At 73.3% G+C, this 21,403-nt stretch carries 13 protein-coding genes; 11 read left to right on the plus strand and 2 right to left on the minus strand.

Annotated features, from left to right (window positions below; all coding sequences use genetic code 11):
* Positions 1-24: 24 nt before the first annotated feature.
* Both lolD and BM109_RS31395 read right to left on the minus strand, forming a co-directional pair.
* Positions 25-699, minus strand: a complete 675-nt coding sequence (lolD, locus tag BM109_RS31390) for a lipoprotein-releasing ABC transporter ATP-binding protein LolD (protein WP_093351827.1) — start codon at positions 697-699, stop codon at positions 25-27.
* Positions 692-1,948 carry a lipoprotein-releasing ABC transporter permease subunit gene (locus BM109_RS31395; protein ID WP_093351829.1) on the minus strand — a complete coding sequence of 419 codons (1,257 nt, stop codon included), beginning with the start codon at positions 1,946-1,948 and terminating at the stop codon, positions 692-694. The genes lolD and BM109_RS31395 overlap by 8 nt, the downstream gene beginning before the upstream one ends.
* Positions 1,949-2,055: 107 nt before the next feature.
* Between BM109_RS31395 and BM109_RS31400 the strand changes: the two genes are divergently transcribed.
* The 11 genes from BM109_RS31400 (at position 2,056) to BM109_RS31450 (ending at position 21,402) form a co-directional block, all read left to right on the plus strand.
* Positions 2,056-3,027, plus strand: a complete 972-nt coding sequence (locus BM109_RS31400; protein ID WP_093351832.1) for a hypothetical protein — start codon at positions 2,056-2,058, stop codon at positions 3,025-3,027.
* Positions 3,027-4,748, plus strand: coding sequence for a single-stranded-DNA-specific exonuclease RecJ (gene recJ, locus BM109_RS31405; RefSeq protein WP_093351835.1), 1,722 nt, complete (start codon positions 3,027-3,029; stop codon positions 4,746-4,748). Before BM109_RS31400 ends, recJ begins: the two co-directional genes overlap by 1 nt.
* A gap of 197 nt (positions 4,749-4,945) precedes the next feature.
* Complete coding sequence (locus BM109_RS31410) at positions 4,946-5,626, plus strand: SDR family NAD(P)-dependent oxidoreductase (protein WP_093352195.1); 681 nt, start codon at positions 4,946-4,948, stop codon at positions 5,624-5,626.
* Between the two features lie 205 nt (positions 5,627-5,831).
* Entirely contained in the window at positions 5,832-6,032 is a 201-nt protein-coding gene (locus BM109_RS31415) for a hypothetical protein (protein WP_256222898.1), read from the plus strand.
* Between the two features lie 325 nt (positions 6,033-6,357).
* Complete coding sequence (locus tag BM109_RS31420) at positions 6,358-10,641, plus strand: DUF4132 domain-containing protein (RefSeq protein WP_093351837.1); 4,284 nt, start codon at positions 6,358-6,360, stop codon at positions 10,639-10,641.
* Positions 10,638-11,093, plus strand: a complete 456-nt coding sequence (locus BM109_RS31425; RefSeq protein ID WP_093351839.1) for a hypothetical protein — start codon at positions 10,638-10,640, stop codon at positions 11,091-11,093. Before BM109_RS31420 ends, BM109_RS31425 begins: the two co-directional genes overlap by 4 nt.
* Entirely contained in the window at positions 11,090-14,524 is a 3,435-nt protein-coding gene (locus BM109_RS31430; protein WP_093351840.1) for a DUF4132 domain-containing protein, read from the plus strand. The genes BM109_RS31425 and BM109_RS31430 overlap by 4 nt, the downstream gene beginning before the upstream one ends.
* Positions 14,525-14,611: 87 nt before the next feature.
* On the plus strand, positions 14,612-15,754 hold the full coding sequence (locus BM109_RS31435) for an ATP-binding protein (RefSeq protein WP_093351842.1): 1,143 nt from the start codon (positions 14,612-14,614) through the stop codon (positions 15,752-15,754).
* A gap of 1 nt (position 15,755) precedes the next feature.
* On the plus strand, positions 15,756-18,152 hold the full coding sequence (locus tag BM109_RS31440; protein ID WP_093351843.1) for a DUF5682 family protein: 2,397 nt from the start codon (positions 15,756-15,758) through the stop codon (positions 18,150-18,152).
* Positions 18,149-19,273 carry a VWA domain-containing protein gene (locus BM109_RS31445; protein WP_093351845.1) on the plus strand — a complete coding sequence of 375 codons (1,125 nt, stop codon included), beginning with the start codon at positions 18,149-18,151 and terminating at the stop codon, positions 19,271-19,273. Before BM109_RS31440 ends, BM109_RS31445 begins: the two co-directional genes overlap by 4 nt.
* Entirely contained in the window at positions 19,270-21,402 is a 2,133-nt protein-coding gene (locus BM109_RS31450) for an SWIM zinc finger family protein (protein WP_093351847.1), read from the plus strand. Before BM109_RS31445 ends, BM109_RS31450 begins: the two co-directional genes overlap by 4 nt.
* Position 21,403 lies beyond the last annotated feature (1 nt).

Here is a 21,403-nt window from a genome sequence, read left to right on the forward strand (position 1 = left end):
CCAGCGGGGGAGGGAGAAAGACATCTAGGCCAGCCGCCCCGCCACCAGCTGCAGCACCCGGTCGCAGCGCCGCGCCAGGTCCTGGTCGTGCGTGACCATCACGAAGGCCGTGCCGTGGCGGCGCGCGAGGTCGAGCATCAGCTCGAACACGGTGTCGGCGGTGCTGCGGTCGAGGTTGCCGGTGGGCTCGTCGGCCAGCACGCAGGCCGGCTGCGTGACCAGCGCGCGCGCGATCGCCACGCGCTGGCGCTCGCCGCCCGACAGTTCGGCCGGCCGGTGATGCAGCCGCTCGCCCAGGCCCACGCTCTGGAGGATCTTCGTCGCCGATTGCGCGGCCGTGGCCGGGTCGACGCGGCGGATCTTCAGCGGCATCGCCACGTTGTCGAGCGCGCTGAACTCGGGCAGCAGGTGATGGAACTGGTAGACGAAGCCCAGGTGCAGGTTGCGCAACCGGCCCTGCTCGGCGGGGTCGGCATGCGCGATGTCCTTGCCGAGCAGCTCGACATTGCCCGAGGTCGGCGAATCGAGCCCGCCCATCAGGTGCAGCAGCGTGCTCTTGCCCGAACCCGAGGCGCCGACGATGGCCAGCGTCTCGCCGGCATGCACGTCGAGGTCGATGCCGTGCAGCACGGTCAGGTCGAGGCGCCCTTCGTGGAAGCGCTTGGTCAGACCGCGCGCCTTCAATACGACTTCACTCATAGCGCAGCGCCTCGGCGGGATTCACGCGGCTGGCGCGCCAGCTCGGATACAGCGTGGCCAGGAAGGCCAGCACCAGGGAGATGATCGCGATCGGCATGATGTCGCTGCGCTGCGGATCGCTGGGCATCTTGCTGATCAGATAGATGTCCTTGGGCAGGAAGCTCGCATGGAACAGCTGCTCGAGGAAGGGCACGATCACGTCGATGTTGTAGGCGATGCCCAGGCCCAGCAGCAGCCCGGCCACGGTGCCGATCACGCCCACCATCGCGCCCTGCACCACGAAGATGCCCATGATGCTGCGCGGCGAGCTGCCCAGGGTGCGCAGGATCGCGATGTCGGCGCGCTTGTCGGTCACCGTCATCACCAGCGTCGACACCAGGTTGAACGCGGCCACCGCCACGATCAGCGTGAGGATGATGAACATCATGCGTTTCTCGACCTGCACGGCCGCGAACCAGGTCTTGTTCTGGCGCGTCCAGTCGCGGATCAGGAACTGGCCCGGCAGCGAGACGGCCATCTCGTCGGCCACGTCGCGCGCCTGGTTGAGGTCCTTCAGGCGGATGCGGATGCCGGTCGGGCCCTCGAGCCGGAACACGCGCGCCGCGTCCTGCTCGTTGATCAGCGCCAGCGCCGAGTCGTATTCGTAGTGGCCCGAATCGAAGGTGCCGACCACGGTGAACTGCTTCAGGCGCGGCACCACGCCGGCCGGCGTGACCTGGCCGCCCGGCGCCACCAGCGTGACCTGGTCGCCGGGCTGCACGAACAGCGAGCGCGCCAGCTCGCCGCCCAGCACGATGCCGAACTCGCCGGGCACCAGCTTGTCGAGCGTGCCCTTGGGCGCGGCGGCCGCGATGTCGGTGACCTCGGGCTCGAGCTTGGGCTCGATGCCGCGCACCAGCGTGCCCTTCATGTCCTCGCCGCGCGCGATCAGCGCCTGGGTCGCGATGAAGGGCGCCGCGCCGACCACCTCGGGGTACTTGCGCGCGGCCGCCATGATGGTGTCGAGCTCGGGCAGGGCCTGGCCGTCGCGCGAGATGATCTCGATGTGCGAGACCACGCCCAGCATGCGGTCGCGCACTTCCTTCTGGAAGCCGTTCATCACGCTCAGCACGATGATCAGCGCGGCCACGCCGAGCGCGATGCCGAGCATCGACACGCCGGAGATGAACGAGATGAAGCCGTTGCGCCGGGTCGCCCGGCCCGCGCGCGTGTAGCGCCAGCCGAGCTGCAGTTCGTAGGGGAGTCGCATCAGGTCTCCTGCGGCGCTCGGGGCGACGGCATGGGTCGGTTCATGGGAAAAAGGGTGAAGACGAAGAGGAAGGCGGGCGGAATTGTGGCATCCCGGACAATAGGCCCATGGCCGAACCCGCTCCCGCCCGTCATCTCCTGATTCCCTTTGCCGGCCGCGGTTCCCCGTCCTGCCGCGCAGCCCTCCCAACCTTAAGGTTGCCCAAGCTCGAGGCCCTGCTCGGCCGGCTCGCCGTCACGGCCACCGACACGCAGGACGAAAGCACCCGCTCCCCGCCGCACGAACGCGCCCTGGCGCGCGCGCTCGGCATCGCCGCGGCCGACGGTTGCCTCCCCTGGGCCGCGCTCGAGGCACGTCAGAACGGCGCCGCCGAAGCGAGCGATACCGGCGCCTGGGGCCTGGTCACGCTGTGCCACTGGCAGGTCGGCATCGACGACGTGGTGCTCGGCGATCCCTCGGCGATCGAGATCGACGCCGAGGAGTCGGCCGCGCTGCTGGCCGCGGCGCGCCCCTTCTTCGAGGAGGACGGCATCGCGCTGCATCCGTCCGCGCGCCCCGGCCGCTGGCTCGCGCGCGCGCCGATCTTCCAGGACCTCGCCACCGCCGCCATCGACCGCGCCGTGGGCCACCCGATCTCGCAGTGGTCGCCGCTGGCCGATGCCGCGCGACCGCTGCGCCGGCTCCAGAACGAGATGCAGATGCTGCTCTACACCCAGCGCGTGAACGACGACCGCGCCGCGCGCGGCGCGCCGCCGATCAATTCCTTCTGGCTCAGCGGCACCGGCGTGCTCCCCGCGGGTGCCGTCAGCCCCGAAGGCCCCGCACCGCAGGTCGACGATTCGCTGCGCACCGCCGCGCTGCACGACGACGGCATTGGCTGGGCCGAGGCCTGGCAGGCGCTCGACGCGGGTCCGATCGCTGCGCTGCTCGACCACTACAACGCGGGCGCCCCGGTCACGATCACGCTGTGCGGCGACCGCACGGCGCAGCGCCACGAGATCCAGCCGCGCGGCTTCGTGGGCTGGGCGCGCAGCCTGTTCGAACGGCCGCGCGCCGCCGCCGTGCTGGAGGCGCTCTGATGAAGATCCATCCCCGCGACATTCCCCCGCGCAGCGCCTGGGTGCTCGAGCAGGCCGGCGTGCATCCGCTGCTGGCCCGGCTGTTCGCCGCGCGCGGCGTCAGCGCCAAGGACGAGCTCGACGACGGCCTGGCGCGCCTGCTGCCGCCCGACACCCTGCGCGGCACGCACGAGGCCGCGGTGCTGCTGGCCGACGCGATGGCCGCCGACAAGCGCCTGTGCATCGTGGCCGACTACGACTGCGACGGTGCCACCGCCTGCGCGGTCGGCGTGCGCGGCCTGCGCCTGCTGGGCGCGAAGAACGTGAGCTACCTCGTGCCCGACCGCGTGGTCGACGGCTACGGCCTCACGCCGCCGATCGCCGAGCGCGTGGCCGCGAGCGGCGCCGACATGCTGATCACGGTCGACAACGGCATCGCCAGCGTCGACGGCGTGGCCGCGGCCAAGGCGCGCGGCCTGCAGGTGCTGGTGACCGACCACCACCTGCCCGGCCCCGAGCTGCCGATCGCCGACGTGCTGGTGAATCCCAACCATCCCGACTGCGGCTTCGAGAGCAAGTGCATCGCCGGCGTCGGCGTGATGTTCTACGTGCTGCTCGCGCTGCGTTCCGAGCTGCGCCGGCGCGGCGTGTTCGACGTGGCGACGCAGCCCAAGCTCGACGCGCTGCTGCCGCTGGTGGCGCTGGGCACCGTGGCCGACGTGGTGAAGCTCGACGCCAACAACCGCCGGCTGGTGGCGCAGGGCCTGCGCCGCATCCGCGCCGGTGCCATGCCCGCGGGCGTGTCGGCGCTGTTCAAGGCCGCGGGCCGCGTGGCCGCCGCGGCCACCACCTTCGACTTCGGCTTCGCGCTCGGCCCGCGCATCAATGCGGCCGGCCGGCTGGCCGACATGACGCTGGGCATCGAATGCCTGCTGACCGAGGATGCCGCGCGCGCCGACGAGCTCGCGCGCCTGCTCGACGGCATCAACCGCGAGCGGCGCGACATCGAGGGCGGCATGCGCGACCAGGCGCTGCTGCTGGCCGAGTCGCTGTTCACCGTCGACGGCGAAGGCACCGAGACCGTGCCCGCCGCCATCAGCGTGTTCGACGCCGACTTCCACGAGGGCGTGGTCGGCATCGTGGCCTCGCGCATCAAGGAACGCTTCCACCGGCCCACCTTCGTGTTCGCGGCCAGCGGCGCGCCCGGCAAGGAGCACGAACTCAAGGGCTCGGGCCGCTCGATCCCGGGCTTTCACTTGCGCGATGCGCTGGACCTCGTCGCCAAGCGGCATCCGGGCGTGCTGCTGCGCTTCGGCGGCCATGCGATGGCGGCCGGCTGCACGGTCGCGCGCGAGCAGTTCCAGACCTTCGAGCGCGCGCTCGCGCAGGTGGCCGACGAATGGCTCGATGCCGCCACGCTCACGCGCCGCATCGACACCGACGGCCCGATCTCGCGCGAGTATTTGCGCGTGGACCTGATCGACACCCTGCACCGCGAGGTCTGGGGCCAGGGCTTCGCGCCGCCCACCTTCAGCGAGGAGGTCGAGGTGGTGTCGCAGCGGCTGGTCGGCGAGCGGCATCTCGCGCTCAAGCTGCGCCACCAGGGCCAGCCCATCGACGGCATCTGGTTCGGCCACACCGACCCGCTGCCGCCGCGCGTGAAGCTGGCATTCCGGCTCGACGCCGACGAATGGCAGGGCGTGCGGCGCGTGCGCTTCCTGGTCGAGGGCGCGGAGATCTGAAGCGTTCGAGCCCCGGCCACAGGTTACGCCGGGGTTTCCGCTGCAAGCAATTGCGTGCGCTGTCCCGCCACGGCGGGCGCGCGGTCGGTACACATTCCTACATGGAAGGCGCGCGAGCCTTCTACGCTGGCTTCCATGCACGGCGCGCCACGGCCGATTTCCGGCAGCGTCCACGCGGTGCAACGCAGGAGACCGGCATGCAGACACCCTCCCCCGACGTGTTCCCCGGCGCCGAACGCCGCCCGCTCGCGCTGGTGACCGGCGCCTCCTCGGGCATCGGCTACCAGCTCGCGCGGCGCGCGGCCGAACATGGCTACGACCTGCTGATCGGCGCCGACGAATCACTGGCCCAGGCCGAAGCCGACCTGCGCGCGCTGGGCGCGCGCGTGTTCGCGGTGCGCGAGGACTTCGCCACGCGCGACGGCGTCGACGCGCTGCTCGCGGCCTGCGAGGACCGGCCGATCGACGTGCTGTTCGCCAACGCGGGCCACGGCCTGGGCCATGGCTTCCTCGACCAGGAATTCCACGACGTGCAGCACGTGATCAACACCAACGTGACCGGCACGCTCTACCTGGTGCAGCGCGTGGGCCGCGCGATGCGCGAGCGCGGCCAGGGCCGCATCCTCATCACGGGCTCGATCGCGGGCTTCCAGCCCGGCGCCTTCCAGGCGGTCTACAACGGCACCAAGGCCTTCATCGATTCCTTCGCGATGGCGCTGCGCAACGAGCTCAAGGACACGGGCGTGACCGTGACCTGCCTGATGCCCGGCGTGACCGACACCCACTTCTTCGCGCGCGCCGACATGCCAGGGTCTGTCGTCCATCAAACGCCCTCGCGCTGGCCCCGCCATGCGGTGGATACGCGAAGGGCGGCGTAGCCCATGGCCACCCATGGGCAAGCCGGCCGACAAAGTAGCCGCCGTATGGCGGGGCCAGCCCGGAGGGAAGCCCTGTTGCGCGGTGCATTGCGGCGTTGCCCTTCGCTCACGTAGCACGCTACGCAGCGCTCAGGGCGCCTTGCACTGCCCCGCGCAACAGGGCTTCGCGAGGGCGTTTGATGGACGACAGACCCTGGACACGCGCGTGGGCCAGCAGTCCGACAAGGCCGATCCGGCCGAGGTGGCGAGGGAAGGCTTCGAGGCGCTGATGAAGGGCGAGAGCGGCGTGATCGCGGGCTGGCGCAACAAGATGCAGGTGGCGCTGTCGCGCGTGATGCCCTCGCCCGCGCTGGCCGAGCAGCATCGAAGGATCGCGGAACCGGGCAGCGCGCACGCGCCTTCCTGAGCCGTCCCGGACCGTCGACGCGCGAACGTCGGAACCTTCTTCGTACATTCCCGACGCCCTACGTAGCCTTGCGACTTTTGGAGGTGCACGCGAGCGTGCCTCGCGGGCATGATCGCGCCCATGCGTTGTCCTTTCCCGATCGCTCCGGCGCGCAGCATGCGACTGCCGGGTGCCCATCGGGCGCCTGCGTCTTGAACCCCCGCGCCCTTCGATGCGCCGCTTGCACGCGGCGTTCACATGGCGCGCCTATCCTGCCCCCGGGCTTGCGTACGGCAACGCTTCTTGATGTCCGCTCACCGACGAACCCCAGGAGGATTTTCTTTCCATGCGCCGTTTTGAACTGATCGAGGGAACCGCCAGCAAGTTCTGGGAAGTGGAACAGGCGGAGAACGATCTCAACATCCGCTGGGGCCGCATCGGCACCGCGGGCCAGAGCCAGACCAAGTCCTTCGCCGATGCCGCGAAGACCGCCACCGCGCTGACCAAGCTGGTGAGCGAGAAGACCGGCAAGGGCTACAAGGAAGTTGGCGTGAGCGCCGATGCGAGCATCGGCAAGACCGAGGCAAAGCCGAAGGCGGAAGCGCCTGCTGCAGCACCCGCCGTGGCACCTGCGGCCGCATCCACGGAGGCAGCTGCGAAGGCCACCGCATCCGCGCCCGCCACGCCGGCACCGCCGCCCGTCGCGAGCGAAAGCCTCGACAGCCAGTGCGAGCGCGTCGTCGAGGCCGTGCGCATCGCGATCGAGGACGGCAGCGTCAAGACCGGCGACAAGTTCTCGGCCGCCGCGCTCAAGCGCCAGTACGGCGTGAGCGAGCAAGGCGCCACGATGGCCTTCGAGGAGCTCAAGTCCCATGGCCTGCTGTCGGGCTGGGGCACCACCGCCGAGGTGCGCGAGAAGGCGCAGGATGCGGCGCGCGAGCTCGCGCAACGCACGGTGGCCGCGCACGGCGAGACGCCCGCCCAGCCCGTGACCGAAGGCGCGCCGCCCTGGCTCGCGCAAGGCCAGCCGCTGCGCATCACGGCGCAGACGCGCGAGTTCGCCTATGCCTCGCGGCGCTTTCCCTCGACCCGGCCGGTGCTCGACCTGGCGCAGGCCTGGAAGCGGGCCTGCAACGACCTCGAGCTGCCGCTGGACCTGGCCGCGACCGATGCCGCGCTGCGGCCCGCAGCCGAGCGCATGCTCGCGCGCGACAAGCCCGCCACCCCGGCGCCCGATGCCGAGGCCGATGCGCTGCTGCTGGCCTTCATGGACCACAACACGCGCCGCGACAAGGCCGGCTCGGTGGTGTTCCTGATCCAGTACCTGGTCGCGCAGTACGGGCTGGCCGGCGCGATCGAGGTCTACCTGTCGGCGCTGCGCCTGCAGGTGGAAGGCAGCTACGACCAGCAGGCCAAGAAGTGGCGCAGCCGCTTCTCGGGCAACCCCGGCCAGGCCGTCAACCACGGCTGGTACGGCGCCGTGGGCGATGCCGAGGAAGTGCTGCGCGAGCAGCTCTCGACCGCACCCGAGGCCGAATGGCAGCAGTGCGCCGACCTGATCGAGGCCGCGCTGCCCTCGCTGCATCCGAGCCGCCAGCCGCTGGCGGCACTGCTGCTGCCCGAGCGGCCCGAACTCTCGAACGCGCTCGCGCTGCGGCTGGCCGGCGAGAAGGACAGCGGCGAGACCTTGCACTGGCTGCTGCTGACCATCACCGATGCCGCCGCCGCCGCGCAGGCCGCCAAGGTGCGGCTCAGCTATTCGAGCGGCTTCTGGGGCCACTACAAGATGACGGCCACCGCGCTGCTCGAACGCGGCACCGAGGCCGTGGCGCTGCTCGAGCGCGGCGCGGCCGAGGAACACGCGGGCGAGACGCTCGCGGCCATCGGCACGCCCGAGGCGGTGGCGGCGCTCGCCAAGGTCGCGAGCGGTTCGAAGGCGGCGCTGGCGCGGCTGTCGCTCGCGGTGGACCGCTGGCCGCAGGCCGCCATCGTCGCGCTGGCGCGGCTGGTCGCCGCCGGCGGCAAGGACGCGGGCCTGCTCACGCCCAGCCTCACGCGGCTGCTGCGCGCGCATGGTGGCCTGGTCGACGGCCTGCGGCCCTGGCTCGATGCCGGCGCGCAGGGCGCGATCGACCGCCAGCTCGCGCTGCTGTCGGGCCCGAGCGAGGTCGCCGATGCCAGCGAGCTGCCAGGCGTGCTGGCCTCGCCGCCCTGGCTCGCCAAAGTGCAGAAGAAGGCGGCCGCCGTGCTCGCGCTCGAGCCGCTCGCGCTGGCGCCGGTCGAGCAGTGGGCACCGGGCGCGCGCGAGGAAGCGCAGCGGCCCGGCACCTCGTGGCAGGTGAACCGCTTCGCGACCGCGCGCACCGATGTGCAGGTGATGCTCAAGGAGCTGGGCTTCGAGAGCAAGGCCAGCAAGCTCGCGCACGAGGAGCAGGTGAAGCTGATGCAGGCCGCCTACGAGGCCGAGGACATGCCCGATGCCGCGGTGCTGCAGGACATCCACCAGCGCGGCGAGGCGCGCGAGAAGGAAGTGCTCGCGAGCCTGCGCGACCCGATCCTCGACACCGCGCGCGAAGGCATCCGCAGCGGCGATGCCAGCAAGCTGATCGCCGCCTGGCGCGGCATGCTGGCCGCGCGCAAGCAGGAGCGCTACTACTTCTTCTGGTTCGATGCGCGCTATGCGGCGCTGCTGCCGCCCGAACTCGGCGTGCCGTTCTGGAACGCGGTGGCCGGCCAGGCCGAGACGCAGGGCGCCGACTTCGTGATGGCGAACTTCGGCCTGCCCGCGCTGCCGGGGCTGCTGTCGGTGGTGCGCGCCAAGCCCGGCGAGAACCTGCAGCTGGCACTGAACTACGGCGCGGTGGAACTCGCGGCACCGGCCGCGCGCGCCTTCGCCAAGCTCAAGACCGTGCGCCAGGCCGGCCGCGACTGGCTGCTCAAGTACCCCGAGCACGCGGCCTGCGGCCTGATCGCGCCCGCGCTCGGCAAGGCCGGCGAGGCGCGCGACGTGGCGGGCTCGGCGCTGCGCCTGCTGCAGGCCGAGGGCCATGCCGAGCTGCTGCTCGAGGTCGCCGGCCGCTACGGCAAGGACGAAGTGGTGCAGGCGCTGCGCGCGGTGCTCGAGGAAAGCCCGCTCGACCGCTTCCCCACCAAGCGCGCGAAGCTGCCCGAGTTCTGGCAGCCGCGCGGCTGGCGCCGGCCGGTGCTGCTCAACGGCAAGGCGCTGCCCGACGAGGCGCTCGACCACCTGGGCCAGATGTTCACCTTCCCGACCAACGAGGAGGTCTACGGCGGCATCGCGGTGGTCAAGGAGGCCTGCGCGCCCGAGTCGCTGGCCGACTTCGCCTGGGACGCCTTCAGCGCCTGGCTCGAGGCCGGCGGCCCGAGCAAGGAAGGCTGGGCGCTCACGGTGCTCGGTTTCCTCGGCAACGACGACACGGCGCGCCGGCTCACGCCCTTCATCCGCGCCTGGCCCGGCGAGGCCGCGCATGCGCGCGCCGTCACCGGCCTCGACGTGCTGGCCGGCATCGGCTCCGACGTGGCGCTGATGCTGCTCAACGGCATCGCGCAGAAGGTCAAGTTCAAGGGCCTGCAGGACCGCGCGCGCGAGAAGATCGATGCGATCGCCGAGGCACGCGGCCTCTCGACCGAGGAACTCGAGGACCGGCTCGCGCCCGACCTCGGCCTCGACGAGCAGGGCACCCTGCTGCTGGACTTCGGCCCGCGCAGCTTCAAGGTCGGCTTCGACGAGGCGCTCAAGCCCTATGTGCGCGAGCGCGCCGACGGCGTCGACGGCGCGCGCCTGTCCGACCTGCCCAAGCCCAAGAAGACCGACGACGCCGAGAAGAGCAAGGAGGCGGTCGAACGCTTCAAGCTGCTCAAGAAGGACGTGCGCACCATCGCGAGCCAGCAGCTGCTGCGGCTCGAGGTCGCGATGTGCGTGCGCCGGCGCTGGACGCCCGAGGTGTTCCGCACCTTCCTGGTCGAGCATCCTCTGGTGCGCCACCTGGTGCAGCGGCTGATCTGGGGCACCTACCGCGTGCAGGGCGAGGCCAGCTACGGCGGCGAACTGCAGGCGTGCTTCCGCGTGGCCGAGGACGGCAGCTTCAGCACCGCCGAGGACGATCCCTTCGAGCTGCCCGCGGGCGAGGACATCCGCATCGGCGTGCCGCATGCGCTCGAGCTCTCGCCGACCGACGCCGGCGCCTTCGGCCAGGTGTTCGCCGACTACGAGCTGCTGCAGCCCTTCGCGCAGATCGGCCGCGACACCTACGTGCTGACCGAGGACGAGAAGAAGAGCCAGAAGCTCGAGCGCTGGAAGGACGCCACCGTGCCCACGGGCCGCGTGCTGGGCCTGGTCAACAAGGGCTGGCGCCGCGGCGAGGCGCAGGACGGCGGCGGCATCTGGTACTTCAGCAAGCCGCTGGGTCCGAACCGCGTGATCGAGCTCTACCTCGACCCCGGCATCATCGTCGGCATGGTCGACGAGTACCCCGAGCAGAAGCTCGGCGAGGTGCAGGTCGGCAAGCCCTCGGGCTGGGGCAACATGCAGAACGCCGAGACGCTGGACCAGCTCGATCCGATCTCGGCCAGCGAGCTGATCCGCGACATGGAAGGGCTGCGCGCTTGAGCGCGGCCGCCGCGCGGCCGCGGTCCTGGCTGCTGGCCGCGGGCCTGCTGCTCGCGGCGCTGGCCCCCGCGGCCGCGCGTGACCTGGCACCCGAGGTGCCACCGCAGGTCGACACCGTGGCCACCGGCGGCGAATGGCGCACGGCGCGCGAGAGCGGCGTGCTGCGCATCGTGATCGTCCACCAGGGCTTCGAGCACGTGCACTCGCGGCTGTGGCTCGAATGGCTGGCGAGCGGCGAACGCGGGCCGGCGCGCCGCGTGGCGCGGGTGCTGGTCAAGGAGCTGTCGGGCGGCATGAACGTGCTCGCCGTCGACGAGCGCGCCCGCAGCACCTTCGAGGGCCCGCGCATCCGGCTGCGCAGCACGCACAGCTATTCCCACGAGACCACCGACATCGCGATCGAGGCCGGCGCGCCCGGCCGCTACCAGCTGCTCGAGCAACCCACCAGATGACCGCTTCCAGCTTCTCCCTGCCACCCGAGCTCCAGAACGCGCTGCCGCCCGGCGAACCCGGCGCGAAGCCGCCGCCCAAGGCCGCCTCGCTGCCCACGCTGCGCAAGCGCGTGCTCGACAAGTGCGGCGAGTACCTGATCGAAGCGCTGCTGCCCGAGCCCTTCGAAGTGCGCTCGCCCGCCACGCGTGGCTGGCTCGAGGCCGCGATGGACGCGGCCGACACGCGGCTGCTGGGCCTGATGATCGCGCGCTTCCGCGAGCAGGCCTACACCGGCCGCGACGAACCGGCCGAGGCGCTGGTGCACTGGCTGGTGCTGCAGCACGGCCTGGCTACCGCCTTCGACGCGCTGCTGCATGCGGCGCGCTGGCGCCGCGAACGCATCGGCCACAAGCCGCTGCGCCAGGATGCGCCGCCCGACGATGGCGCCCATTCCTTCTGGGGCCAGCCCGCGAGTTCGCTGTGGCAGTTCCGTGGCCACTGGATGGAGGCCGACGCCGCGACGCGCGCCGCCTGCATCGAGCGGCTGCGCGCGCTCGACCCGCAGCTGCCGCTGGCCGCGCGCGCCCGCTTCGCGATCGCGCTGCCCGAATGGCGCCCGCTCGCGCGACAGTTGTTCGAGCAGGCCACGCCCGAGCAGCTCGAGCGCTGCGGTCCCTGGCTGCGCTGGGCCGCCGGCCTGCCGCTGGCCGAAGTGGCGGGCGACGGCACGCGGCTGCTCGATCAGCCCGCGCTGCTCGCGCTGCTGCTGCGCGAACACGGCGAGGCGCTGCTGCCCCTGCTGCTGGACCTCGGCGCGCGCCAGCGCAGCGTGGCCGTGGCCTGGACGCTGGCCGCCTTCGACACGCCCGAGGCCACCGAGGCGCTGGCGCGCATGACCGCCGCCGATGCCGCCTGCGCCAAGGCGCTGGGCTGGGTCACGGGCGAACGGCCCGAGCGCTGCTTCCTCGCGCTCGCGAAGGTGCTCGAGGACGGCGGCCTGCCCAAGGCCGGCGCCGCGCGCCTGGTGCCACAGCTCAAGACCCTGGCCGGCACGCTCGGCGAGCGCTTGCCCGCGCTGTTGCCGGCGCTGCCGGCGGCCGTGCGGCGCCAGCTCGGCGCGGTCGCCGACCAGGCGGGCGCGGCACCAGAAGCCTTCGCCGAACGCGCGCGCTGGCCCGCGGTGCTCGCCGACCCGCCCTGGGCGCGGCGCGCGGCCGACGACCCACCGCCGCTGGTGCTGGCCGGCCTGCCCGTGCTCGAGGTGCCGCCCGAGGAGGACTGGGGCGACGAGGTCCGCCAGGACTGGATCGACCGCGACACGCCCTATGTCTACCGCCAGCCGATGGAAGCCGAGCGCGCCATCGGCGAGCGGCTGCGCGAATGGACGCCGGAGCGCGTCGCCGCGCTGCACATGCAGCCGCCGCGGGCGCTCGAGCGCTTCATCGCCGACTGGCAACGCACGCACGACGATGCGGCGCCCGACCGCCGCCAGTACGGCGCCTTCATCGCGGTGCAGGCCGCCTGGTTCCTGCCGCCGGCCACCGGGCTGGCGTTCTGGAATGCCGTCGGCAGCGGCAAGGAGGCGCCGCGCGCCGGCGGCTTCGTGGCGCGCTTCGGAAGTGCCGCGCTGCCGGGCCTGCTGCAGGCGCTGGCCAACGACGGCGACGAGCATTTCGTCGCGCGCTTCATCGGCGCCACGCAGCTCGCGCCCTTCATGGCGCAGGCGCTCGCGCGCCGGCCGACGCGCCGCGCGCACGCACGACAGTGGCTGGTGCGCTTCGCGTCGCATGCGGCCGCCGGCCTGCTGCCGGCCGCGCTGGGCCCCGAGGGCGAGGCACGCCAGCAGGCCCGCGCCGCGCTGCGCGCCATGGCCGCGCTGGAACAGGCCGAGGCGCTGCGCGCCATTGCGCACCGCCATGACGACCCGGCCGTGGCGACCGCCGTCGATGCGCTGCTGGCCGAAGACCCGCTGCGCGACTTCCCGTCGCGCATCAACGCACGCAGCAAGCTCCCGGCCTTCTGGCAACCGGCCGGCTGGCGCAAGCCGCGGCTGCGCGACGACGGCCTCGCACTGCCCGACGAGGCGCTGCAGCCGCTGGGCCTGATGCTGAGCTTCGCGCCCGACCTGCCGCAGGGCTATGCGGGCCTGGACGCCGTGCGCGCCGCTTGCGAGCCCCAGAGCCTGGCCGACTTCGCCTGGGACGTCTGCGAATCGTGGGAGGCCGCGGGCGCCGGCGCGCCCGGCAACTGGGCGCTGCGCGCGCTCGGCCTGGTCGGCACCGACGACACGGCGCGCCGGCTCGGCGCCCTCGTGCGGCGCTGGAGCGCGCCGGGCGCGGGCGGCACCGCCACGCGCATCGGCTGGGTGCTCGAGGCGCTGGCACGGCTGGGCAGCGACGTCGCGCTGATGCAGCTCGACGCGATCGCGCGCAAGAACCGCATCGCCGCGGCGCGCCATGCGGCCGCCGAGAAGCTGGCGCAGGCCGCGGCCGAACGCGGCCTGAGCGGCGACGAACTCGAGGACCGGCTCGCGCCCGACCTCGGCCTGGACGAACGCGGCAGCCTGCTGCTGGACTTCGGGCCGCGCCGGTTCCACGTCGGCTTCGACGAGGCGCTGGTGCCCTTCGTGCGCGAATCGGTCGAGGGCCGGCCCGGCGCGCGCCTGGCCACCGCGCCGCGCCCGCGCGCGAGCGACGATGCCGAACGCGCGGCCGCGGCCGCCGAGCGCTTCAAGGCGCTCAAGCAGGACGCCGCCACCGTCGCGGCCCAGCAGCCGTTGCGGCTGGAACGCGCGATGGCCACGGGCCGCGGCTGGCCGGTCGGCGACTTCCGCCGCTTCATCGCCGAGCATCCGCTGATGCGCCACCTGGCCGAGCGGCTGGTGTGGGGCGTGACCGACGGCGGGCGCGATGCGCGCCACGTGACGCTGCTGCGCGCCGCCTTCCGCGTGAGCGCCGAGGGCGAATGGGTCGATGCCGACGAGGTGCCGCAGGCCCTCGACGACGGCGCCGCCGCGCGCATCGTCGTGGCCCATCCGCTGCAGCTGAGCGCCGCGCAGATCGCGGCCTTCGCGCAGCAGTTCGCCGACTACGAGCTGATCCAGCCCTTCGAGCAGTTGCACCGCGCCGTGCATGCGCCGCGCGAGGACGAACGCGCGCTGACGGCGCTCGCGCGCTGGTCGGGCCGCATCGCGCGGCCGGGTCCGCTGTGGGCGCTGGAATCGCGCGGCTGGCTGCGCGGGCGCGGCGGCGGCGGTGCCTACGACCACGCGTGGCGCGCACTGCCCGGCGGCCGCACGCTGGCGCTGCGCTTCGGGCCCGGCCTCTACAACGCCGGCGCGGGCGAGGACCAGACGCTCGACGTGCTGCACCACGGCCACCCGTTCGGCGAACTCGATCCCATCGTCTTCAGCGAGGCGGTGCGCGACATCGACGCGCTGGGCGCGCGCTGAGGCGCGCGACGCCGTTCCGCTATCGCTCTGCTATGTTTGCGCGGGCACGACCCCGCACCCCTTTCAGATCCGACACCGATCCAGACCATGGCCACCTCCCGCAAGCCGACCGACACCCCACCCACCGGTTCCCCTGCCCTGCAGCGCCCGCCCGCCGAGATCCAGTACGCCGCGCAGATCGCGCAGCTGCAGGCGCAGGACAAGGACCCGCGCCCGCCGGGCTGGGCCATGAGCCTGAAGGCCGCGCGCGCCTTCATCCTCGGCGATGCGCAGCTGGGCATCGCGCCGAAGATCGTCGCGCCGGTCGCGAGCATCGAGCGCATGCTGGTCACCCTGGCCACCGGCCGCGGCCTGATGCTGGTGGGCGAGCCCGGCACCGCGAAGTCGATGCTCTCGGAGCTGCTGGCGACCGCGATCTCGGGCGTGTCCACGCTGACCATCCAGGGCGGCGCCTCGATCACCGAGGACCAGATCAAGTACGGCTGGAACTACGCGCTGCTGATCAACGAGGGCCCGAGCCCGCGCGCGATGGTGCCGGCGCCGCTGTACATCGGCATGCAGCAGGGCCAGGTGGTGCGCTTCGAGGAGATCACGCGCGCGCCGCTCGAGGTGCAGGACTGCCTGCTGGGCATGCTGTCCGACCGCGTGATGGCCGTGCCCGAGCTCTCGGGCGAGCACGGCATGCTCTATGCGCGCGAGGGCTTCAACATCATCGCCACCGCCAACACGCGCGACCGCGGCGTCAACGAGATGAGCGCCGCGCTCAAGCGCCGTTTCGACTTCGAGACCGTGTTCCCGATCCTCGACTTCGAGCGCGAGCTCGCGCTGGTGCGCGAATCGTCGGCGCGGCTGCTCGCGCAGAGCGGCATTCCGAAGACCGTGCCGCAGCCGGTGCTCGAGCTGCTGGTGGCCACCTTCCGCGACCTGCGCGGCGCGCCCGCTTCCTCCGAGAAGAACGGCGGCGGCAGCGACGCCGCGATGGATCGGCTCACGGCCGTGATGTCGACCGCCGAGGCGGTCAACGTGGCGCACGCGGTGGGCGTGCGCGCCTGGTTCCTCGAGCAGCGCGAGGGCTCGCCGGCCGACCTGGTCGACTGCATCGCGGGCACGGTGGTCAAGGACAACGCCGACGACCGCGCCAAGCTGCGCCGCTACTTCGAGCAGAAGGCGGCCAAGCGCAGCGGCGAGCACTGGCGCGCCTACTACGAGGCCCGCCACCGCCTGCCCTGAGATGAACGCGCCCCACATCGTCGGCGTGCGCCACCACAGCCCCGCCTGCGCGCGGCTGGTGGCCGAGCGCATCCGCGCGCTGCGCCCGGCCCATGTGCTGATCGAGGGCCCGGCCGACTTCAACGCGCGGCTCGAGGAACTCTACCTGCCGCACCGGCTGCCGGTGGCGATCTACAGCTACCTCTCGGCCGGCGAGACGCACCATGGCTCGTGGTCGCCGTTCGCCGAGCACTCGCCCGAATGGCAGGCGCTGCAGGCCGGCCGCGAGGTCGGCGCCGACGTGCGCTTCATCGATCTGCCCGCCTGGCACGACGCCTTCTCGCGCATGGAGAACCGCTATGCCGACGTGGCCGACACCCACCACGAGGAACGCGCCGCCGCCTACGAGCGCGCGCTGACCGAGAAGCTCTCGGTGCAGGGCCGCGACGCGCTGTGGGACCACCTGTTCGAGGACGGCTGCGACAGCGCCGAACTCGCGCAGCGGCTGTCCACCTACTTCGAGCACCTGCGCGGCGAGGACCCGGGCTCGCTCGGCAACCAGGCGCGCGAAGCCATGATGGCGCGCTGGATCGCCTGGGCCATGGCGCAGCCCGCGGTGCAGGCCGGCGCGCCGGTGCTGGTGGTCTGCGGCGGCTACCACGCGCCCGCGCTCGCGCGCTTGTGGCCCGGGCTGCCGGCGCAGATGCCGGAGACGCCCGAACCCGAGGTCGAGGACACGCCCGATGCCGACCAGGACACCGTGGTGCGCTACGGCTCCTACCTCGTGCCCTACACCTTCAAGCGGCTCGACGCCTTCGCGGGCTATGCCTCGGGCATGCCCTCGCCGGCCTACTACCAGTGGATGTGGGAGCTCGGCCCCGAGGGCGCCGCGCACCGCGCGCTGCAGCAGGTGATGCAGCGGCTGCGCGACAGGAAGCTGCCGGCCTCCACCGCCGACCTGATGGCGGTGCACCTGCGCGCGCAGGGCCTGGCGCGGCTGCGCGGCCACGAGAAGCCGCTGCGCTCCGACTGGCTCGATGCGCTGGCCGGCGCGCTGGTCAAGGAAGCACTGGACGCGCCGCTGCCCTGGACCTACCGCGGCCCGATGCGACCGGGCACCGCGCCGGTGCTGGTGCAGGCGATGGACGTGCTGGCCGGCGACATCGCGGGCCAGCTCGCCGACGGCACGCCGCAGCCGCCGCTGGTGAAGTCGGTGCGCGACGAGCTCGCGGCGCACGGCCTCGAGCTGCGCGGCCAGCGCAAGCTCGACCTGCTCGATGCCGCCGACCGCGCGCGCAGCCGCGTGCTGCACCGGCTCGCGCTGCTGCGCCTGCCCGGCGTGGTGCGCAGCCAGGGACCGAAGCTCGCGATGTCGGGCGAACGCACCGAGGTCTGGACCCTGGGCCAGCCCTTCGAGCAGCAGGCCGCGCTGATCGAGGCCGGCGCCTGGGGCGCCAACCTGCACGACGCGGCGCGCGCGCGGCTCGAGGACGAGCTGCGCCATGCGCAGGGCCGCATCGGTCCGCTGGCCGAGGGCCTCAACCAGGCCGCCTGGGCCGGCCTGCCGGCGCTCAGCGGCGCGCTGCTGCGCGAGCTGCAGCAGGCGATGGCTCGGGAGCCGCGCTTCGAGGCCATGGGCCCTGCCCTCGCGGTGATGCACACGCTGCTGCGCCACGGCCAGTTGCTCGGCATGGCCGACGCGCCGGTGCTGCGGGTGGCGATCGAGGCCGGCTTCGACCGCGCGCTGTGGCTGCTCGAGCCGCCCGCCGCGATCGCGCCGTCGGACATCGACGCGCACCTGCAGGGCCATCTCGCGCTGCGCCGCATCGTGGCCGACGTGCTGGCCGACCGCGAGGACGCGGCGCAGGCCGAGCCGCTCGACGTGGAGCCCGCACGCGCGCTCGCCGTGTGGCAGCGCAAGGCGGCCGATGCCGGCGCGGCACCGCTGAGCCGCGGCGCGGCGCTGGGCGCGACGCTGAGCCTCGCGCACCGCGTGCCGCAAGCCCCGCAGGCCGGCGTGGCCGACGCGATGCAGCTGCTGCATGCGATGCCCGCGCCGGTGCTCGGCGATGCGCTCACGGGCCTGCTTGCGCTGGCGCGCGAGACGCTGTCGTCCGAACCCGCCTTCGCCGCCGGCATGGACCGCACCGTGCAGGCCCTGGACAACGCCGACTTCGTGCGCGCCATGCCGAGCCTGCGCGCGGCCTTCGCCTGGCTGCCGCCGCAGGAGCGCGGCCGACTGGCCGACCAGGTGCTGGCGCTGCACGATGCCACCCACCTGTCGCGCCGCGCGCTCACGGCGCGGCGCGAGGGCGAGGCCGCGCCCGAGGCGCTGGCCGCGGCGCGCGCCGCCGAGGATGCGGCGATCGCGCGGCTCGCGGGCTGGGGCCTGAGCCTCGATACGGAAGAACAGCCATGAGCCTCGACATCCCCGATCCGCTGCAGCGCTGGCGCCTGCTGCTCGGCGATCCGGCCGAGCGGGCCTGCGGCGGCCTGAGCGCCGAGGCGCAGGCCGCCGATGCCGCGCTCGACTGGCTCTACGGCCGCGACGGCGACCGCGCCGAGCGCGGCGAACGCAGCGCCGGCCTCGGGCCCTCGGCGCTCAGCACGCCCGACTGGATCAACGCCATCCACACGCTGTTTCCCAAGGAGGTGATCGAGCGGCTCGAGCAGGACGCGGTGGAGCGCTACGGCATCGACGAGGTGGTGACCAACCTCGAGGTGCTCGAGCGCATCGAGCCTTCGGAGTCGCTGCTGCGCGCGGTGCTGCACACCAAGCACCTGATGAACCCCGAGGTGCTCGCGGCCGCGCGCAAGCTGGTGGCCGAGGTGGTGCGGCGCATCATGGAGAAGCTCGCGACCGAGGTGCGGCAGGCCTTCAGCGGCAGCCGCGACCGGCGCCGGCGCTCGCGCATGAAGGTGGCGCGCAACTTCGACTTCAAGCAGACCCTGGCGGCCAACCTGCACCGCTACGACCCGCGGCGGCGCAAGCTCTACGTCGAGCGGCCGGTGTTCATCAGCCGCACCAAGCGCCATGCCGAGCCCTGGGACATCATCCTGCTGATCGACCAGAGCGGCTCGATGGTCGACTCGGTGATCCACAGCGCGGTGATGGCCGCCTGCCTCTGGCAACTGCCGGGCATGCGCACGCGGCTGGTGGCATTCGACACCGCGGTGGTCGACCTCACGGCCGACGTGTCGGACCCGGTCGAGCTGCTGATGAAGGTGCAACTCGGTGGCGGCACCGACATCGCGAAGGCGGTGGCCTATGCGCAGTCGCTGGTGGCCAATCCCGCGAAGACCATCGTGGTGCTGGTCAGCGACTTCTACGAGGGCGGCAGCCCCTACGAGCTGGTGCGCCGCGTGAAGGCGCTGGTGGAGGCCGGCGCCAAGGTGCTGGGCCTGGCCGCGCTCGATGCGAAGGCCGAGCCGAGCTACGACCGCGAGATGGCCGCGCGGCTGGTGCGCGAGGGCGCGCAGATCGGCGCCATGACGCCGGGCCAGCTCGCGGGCTGGCTGGCCGAGAAGGTGCAGGCATGACGGCGGTGCGCGGCGACCTGCTCGAACTCACGCCCGAGGCGCTGACCGCGCTCGCCAACGCGGGCTTCGTGAAGCGCGCGCAGAAGGACGTGGCGGCCGGCCTGCTGCCGGTGCTCGAGACCGCCGACGACGGCACGGTGAGCGCGCGCTTCGACGACGGCGTGCGCACCAGCCTGCCGCCGGGCCGCACCCTGCGCGATGCGCAGTGCAGCTGTCCGGCCAGCGGCATGTGCCGGCACCGCGTGATGCTGGTGCTGGCCTACCAGGCGCAGGCGGCGAGCGCCGCGCCCGCGCCTTCGGCCACGCCGGCGGAGGACGAGGTCGACGCCTCGGCCGCGGGCGGCGAATGGAGCCCGTCCCATTTCGACGATGCCGCGCTCGCCGCGAGCTTCGCGCCCTCCGTCATCGAACAGGCCCAGCGCCTGGCCGCCGCGCGGCCCGTGGTCGCGGTGCAGGCCTGGCGCAGCGCGAGCGCGCCGCCGATCGCGCGGCTGCCGATGTGCAGCGTGCGCTTCTTCTCGCGCAGCTCGCTGGTGCATGCGCGTTGCGACTGCAAGCAGGGCAGCGGCTGCGCCCACGTGGTGGTGGCGCTGTGGGCCTTCCGCCAGGCCGGGCCGCTGGCCGCGAGCTCGCCCGAGCGCATGGTGGAGGTGCGCGCGCCGGCCGCCGGCGACGCGGCCGGCGACGGCCACCGCCCCGCCGCGCTGATGCAGGGCGAGGCCGCGCGCGCGCTGCAGGCGCAGCTCGAGGCGCTGAGCCTCTCGCTCTGGCTCGACGGCTCGAGCCAGCCGCTGATGGCGCTGGCGGCGCGCTTCGAGGCCGCGCGCGAGCAGGCGCGCACGCTGGGCTGGCGCTGGGTGGAGGACGGCATCGACGAGCTCTGGATGCTGTTGCAGGCGCAGCAGGCGCGCAGCAGCCGCTTCGATCCGCGGCGGCTGCTGCACGTGATGGCGGAGCTCTGGGCGCGGCTGCGCGCGGCCGCCCATGCCGACGGCGCGGCCGGGCCGCCGCCGCTGCCCGCGAGCCAGATCCTCGGCGTGGGCGTGAAGGGCGAGGTCGCGCTCGATCACCTGCGGCTGGTGTCGCTGGGCGCCGAGCTCTGGTCCGACGAGAGCGGCGAAGGCGCGAGCGTGATGTTCGCCGACCCCGACACGCAGGCCGTGACCGTGCTCGAGCGCCAGTGGTCGCGCGCCGACGATGCCACGGCCGGCGGCACGCCCGCGAACCTGCTGGGCCGCCGCGTCGCGGGCTTTCCGCTGCGGCAGCTCGCGAGCGGGCAGGTCATCACCAAGACCGCGACCCGGCGCGCCAACGGCCAGATCGACATCGCGCCCGGCGCGCGCCAGACCGGCGTGATGCCGCTGTCGCCGAAGTCCTGGGACGACCTCGTCGCGCCGCTCAAGCAGCCGAGCGTGCAGGCACTGGTCGCGCACCTGCGCGAGACGCCGCCCGACTTCGTGCGGCCGCGCCAGGCGGCGAGCGGTGCCGCGGCGGGTGCCTCGGGCCAGTTGCATGTGGCGGCCTTCGAGCACATGGCGGTGCTGGCCAGCCACTGGGATGCGGCGGCGCAGGTGCTGCATGCGCGCATCGGGCGCGCGGCGGACGAAACGGAAGCCGACGCGCCTGCCGATGAAGTCCCGCCGCTGCATCTCGCACTGCCCCATCGCGCGGCCGCGCCCGGTGCCGTCGACGCGCTCGCGCGCGCGCTCGCCGGCGAATGGGGCGCGCTGCGCGCCGTGGCCGGCAGCGTGCGGCTGCAGGACGGCGAACCCGTGATGCAGCCGACGGCCCTGCTGACCGCGCAGCGCGCCGTGGTGCTGCAGGCCGAGGCGCCCGCGCCGCAACCGTTGCCGCTGCAGGGCGAGCACGAGGAGCCGCCCGCGCTCAACGCGCTCGCCACCGACACGCTCGACCTGCTCGCGCTGTGGCTGCGCCAGGGCCTGCGCCACCAGGGCGGTGGCGCCGCCTCGCGCGCCGAGACGCAGGCCGCGCAACTCGAACGGGCCGGACTCGCGCGCAGCGCCAGGCTGCTGCGCGGCGTGCTCGGCCAGTTGCGCGCGGCACAGCGCGGCGCGCTGGTGGGCCGGCTCGCGCTGCTGAGCCTGTGGATGCAGGGCGTGGGGCAATAGC

The organism is Variovorax sp. PDC80 (assembly GCF_900115375.1).
Classification (GTDB): domain Bacteria; phylum Pseudomonadota; class Gammaproteobacteria; order Burkholderiales; family Burkholderiaceae_C; genus Variovorax.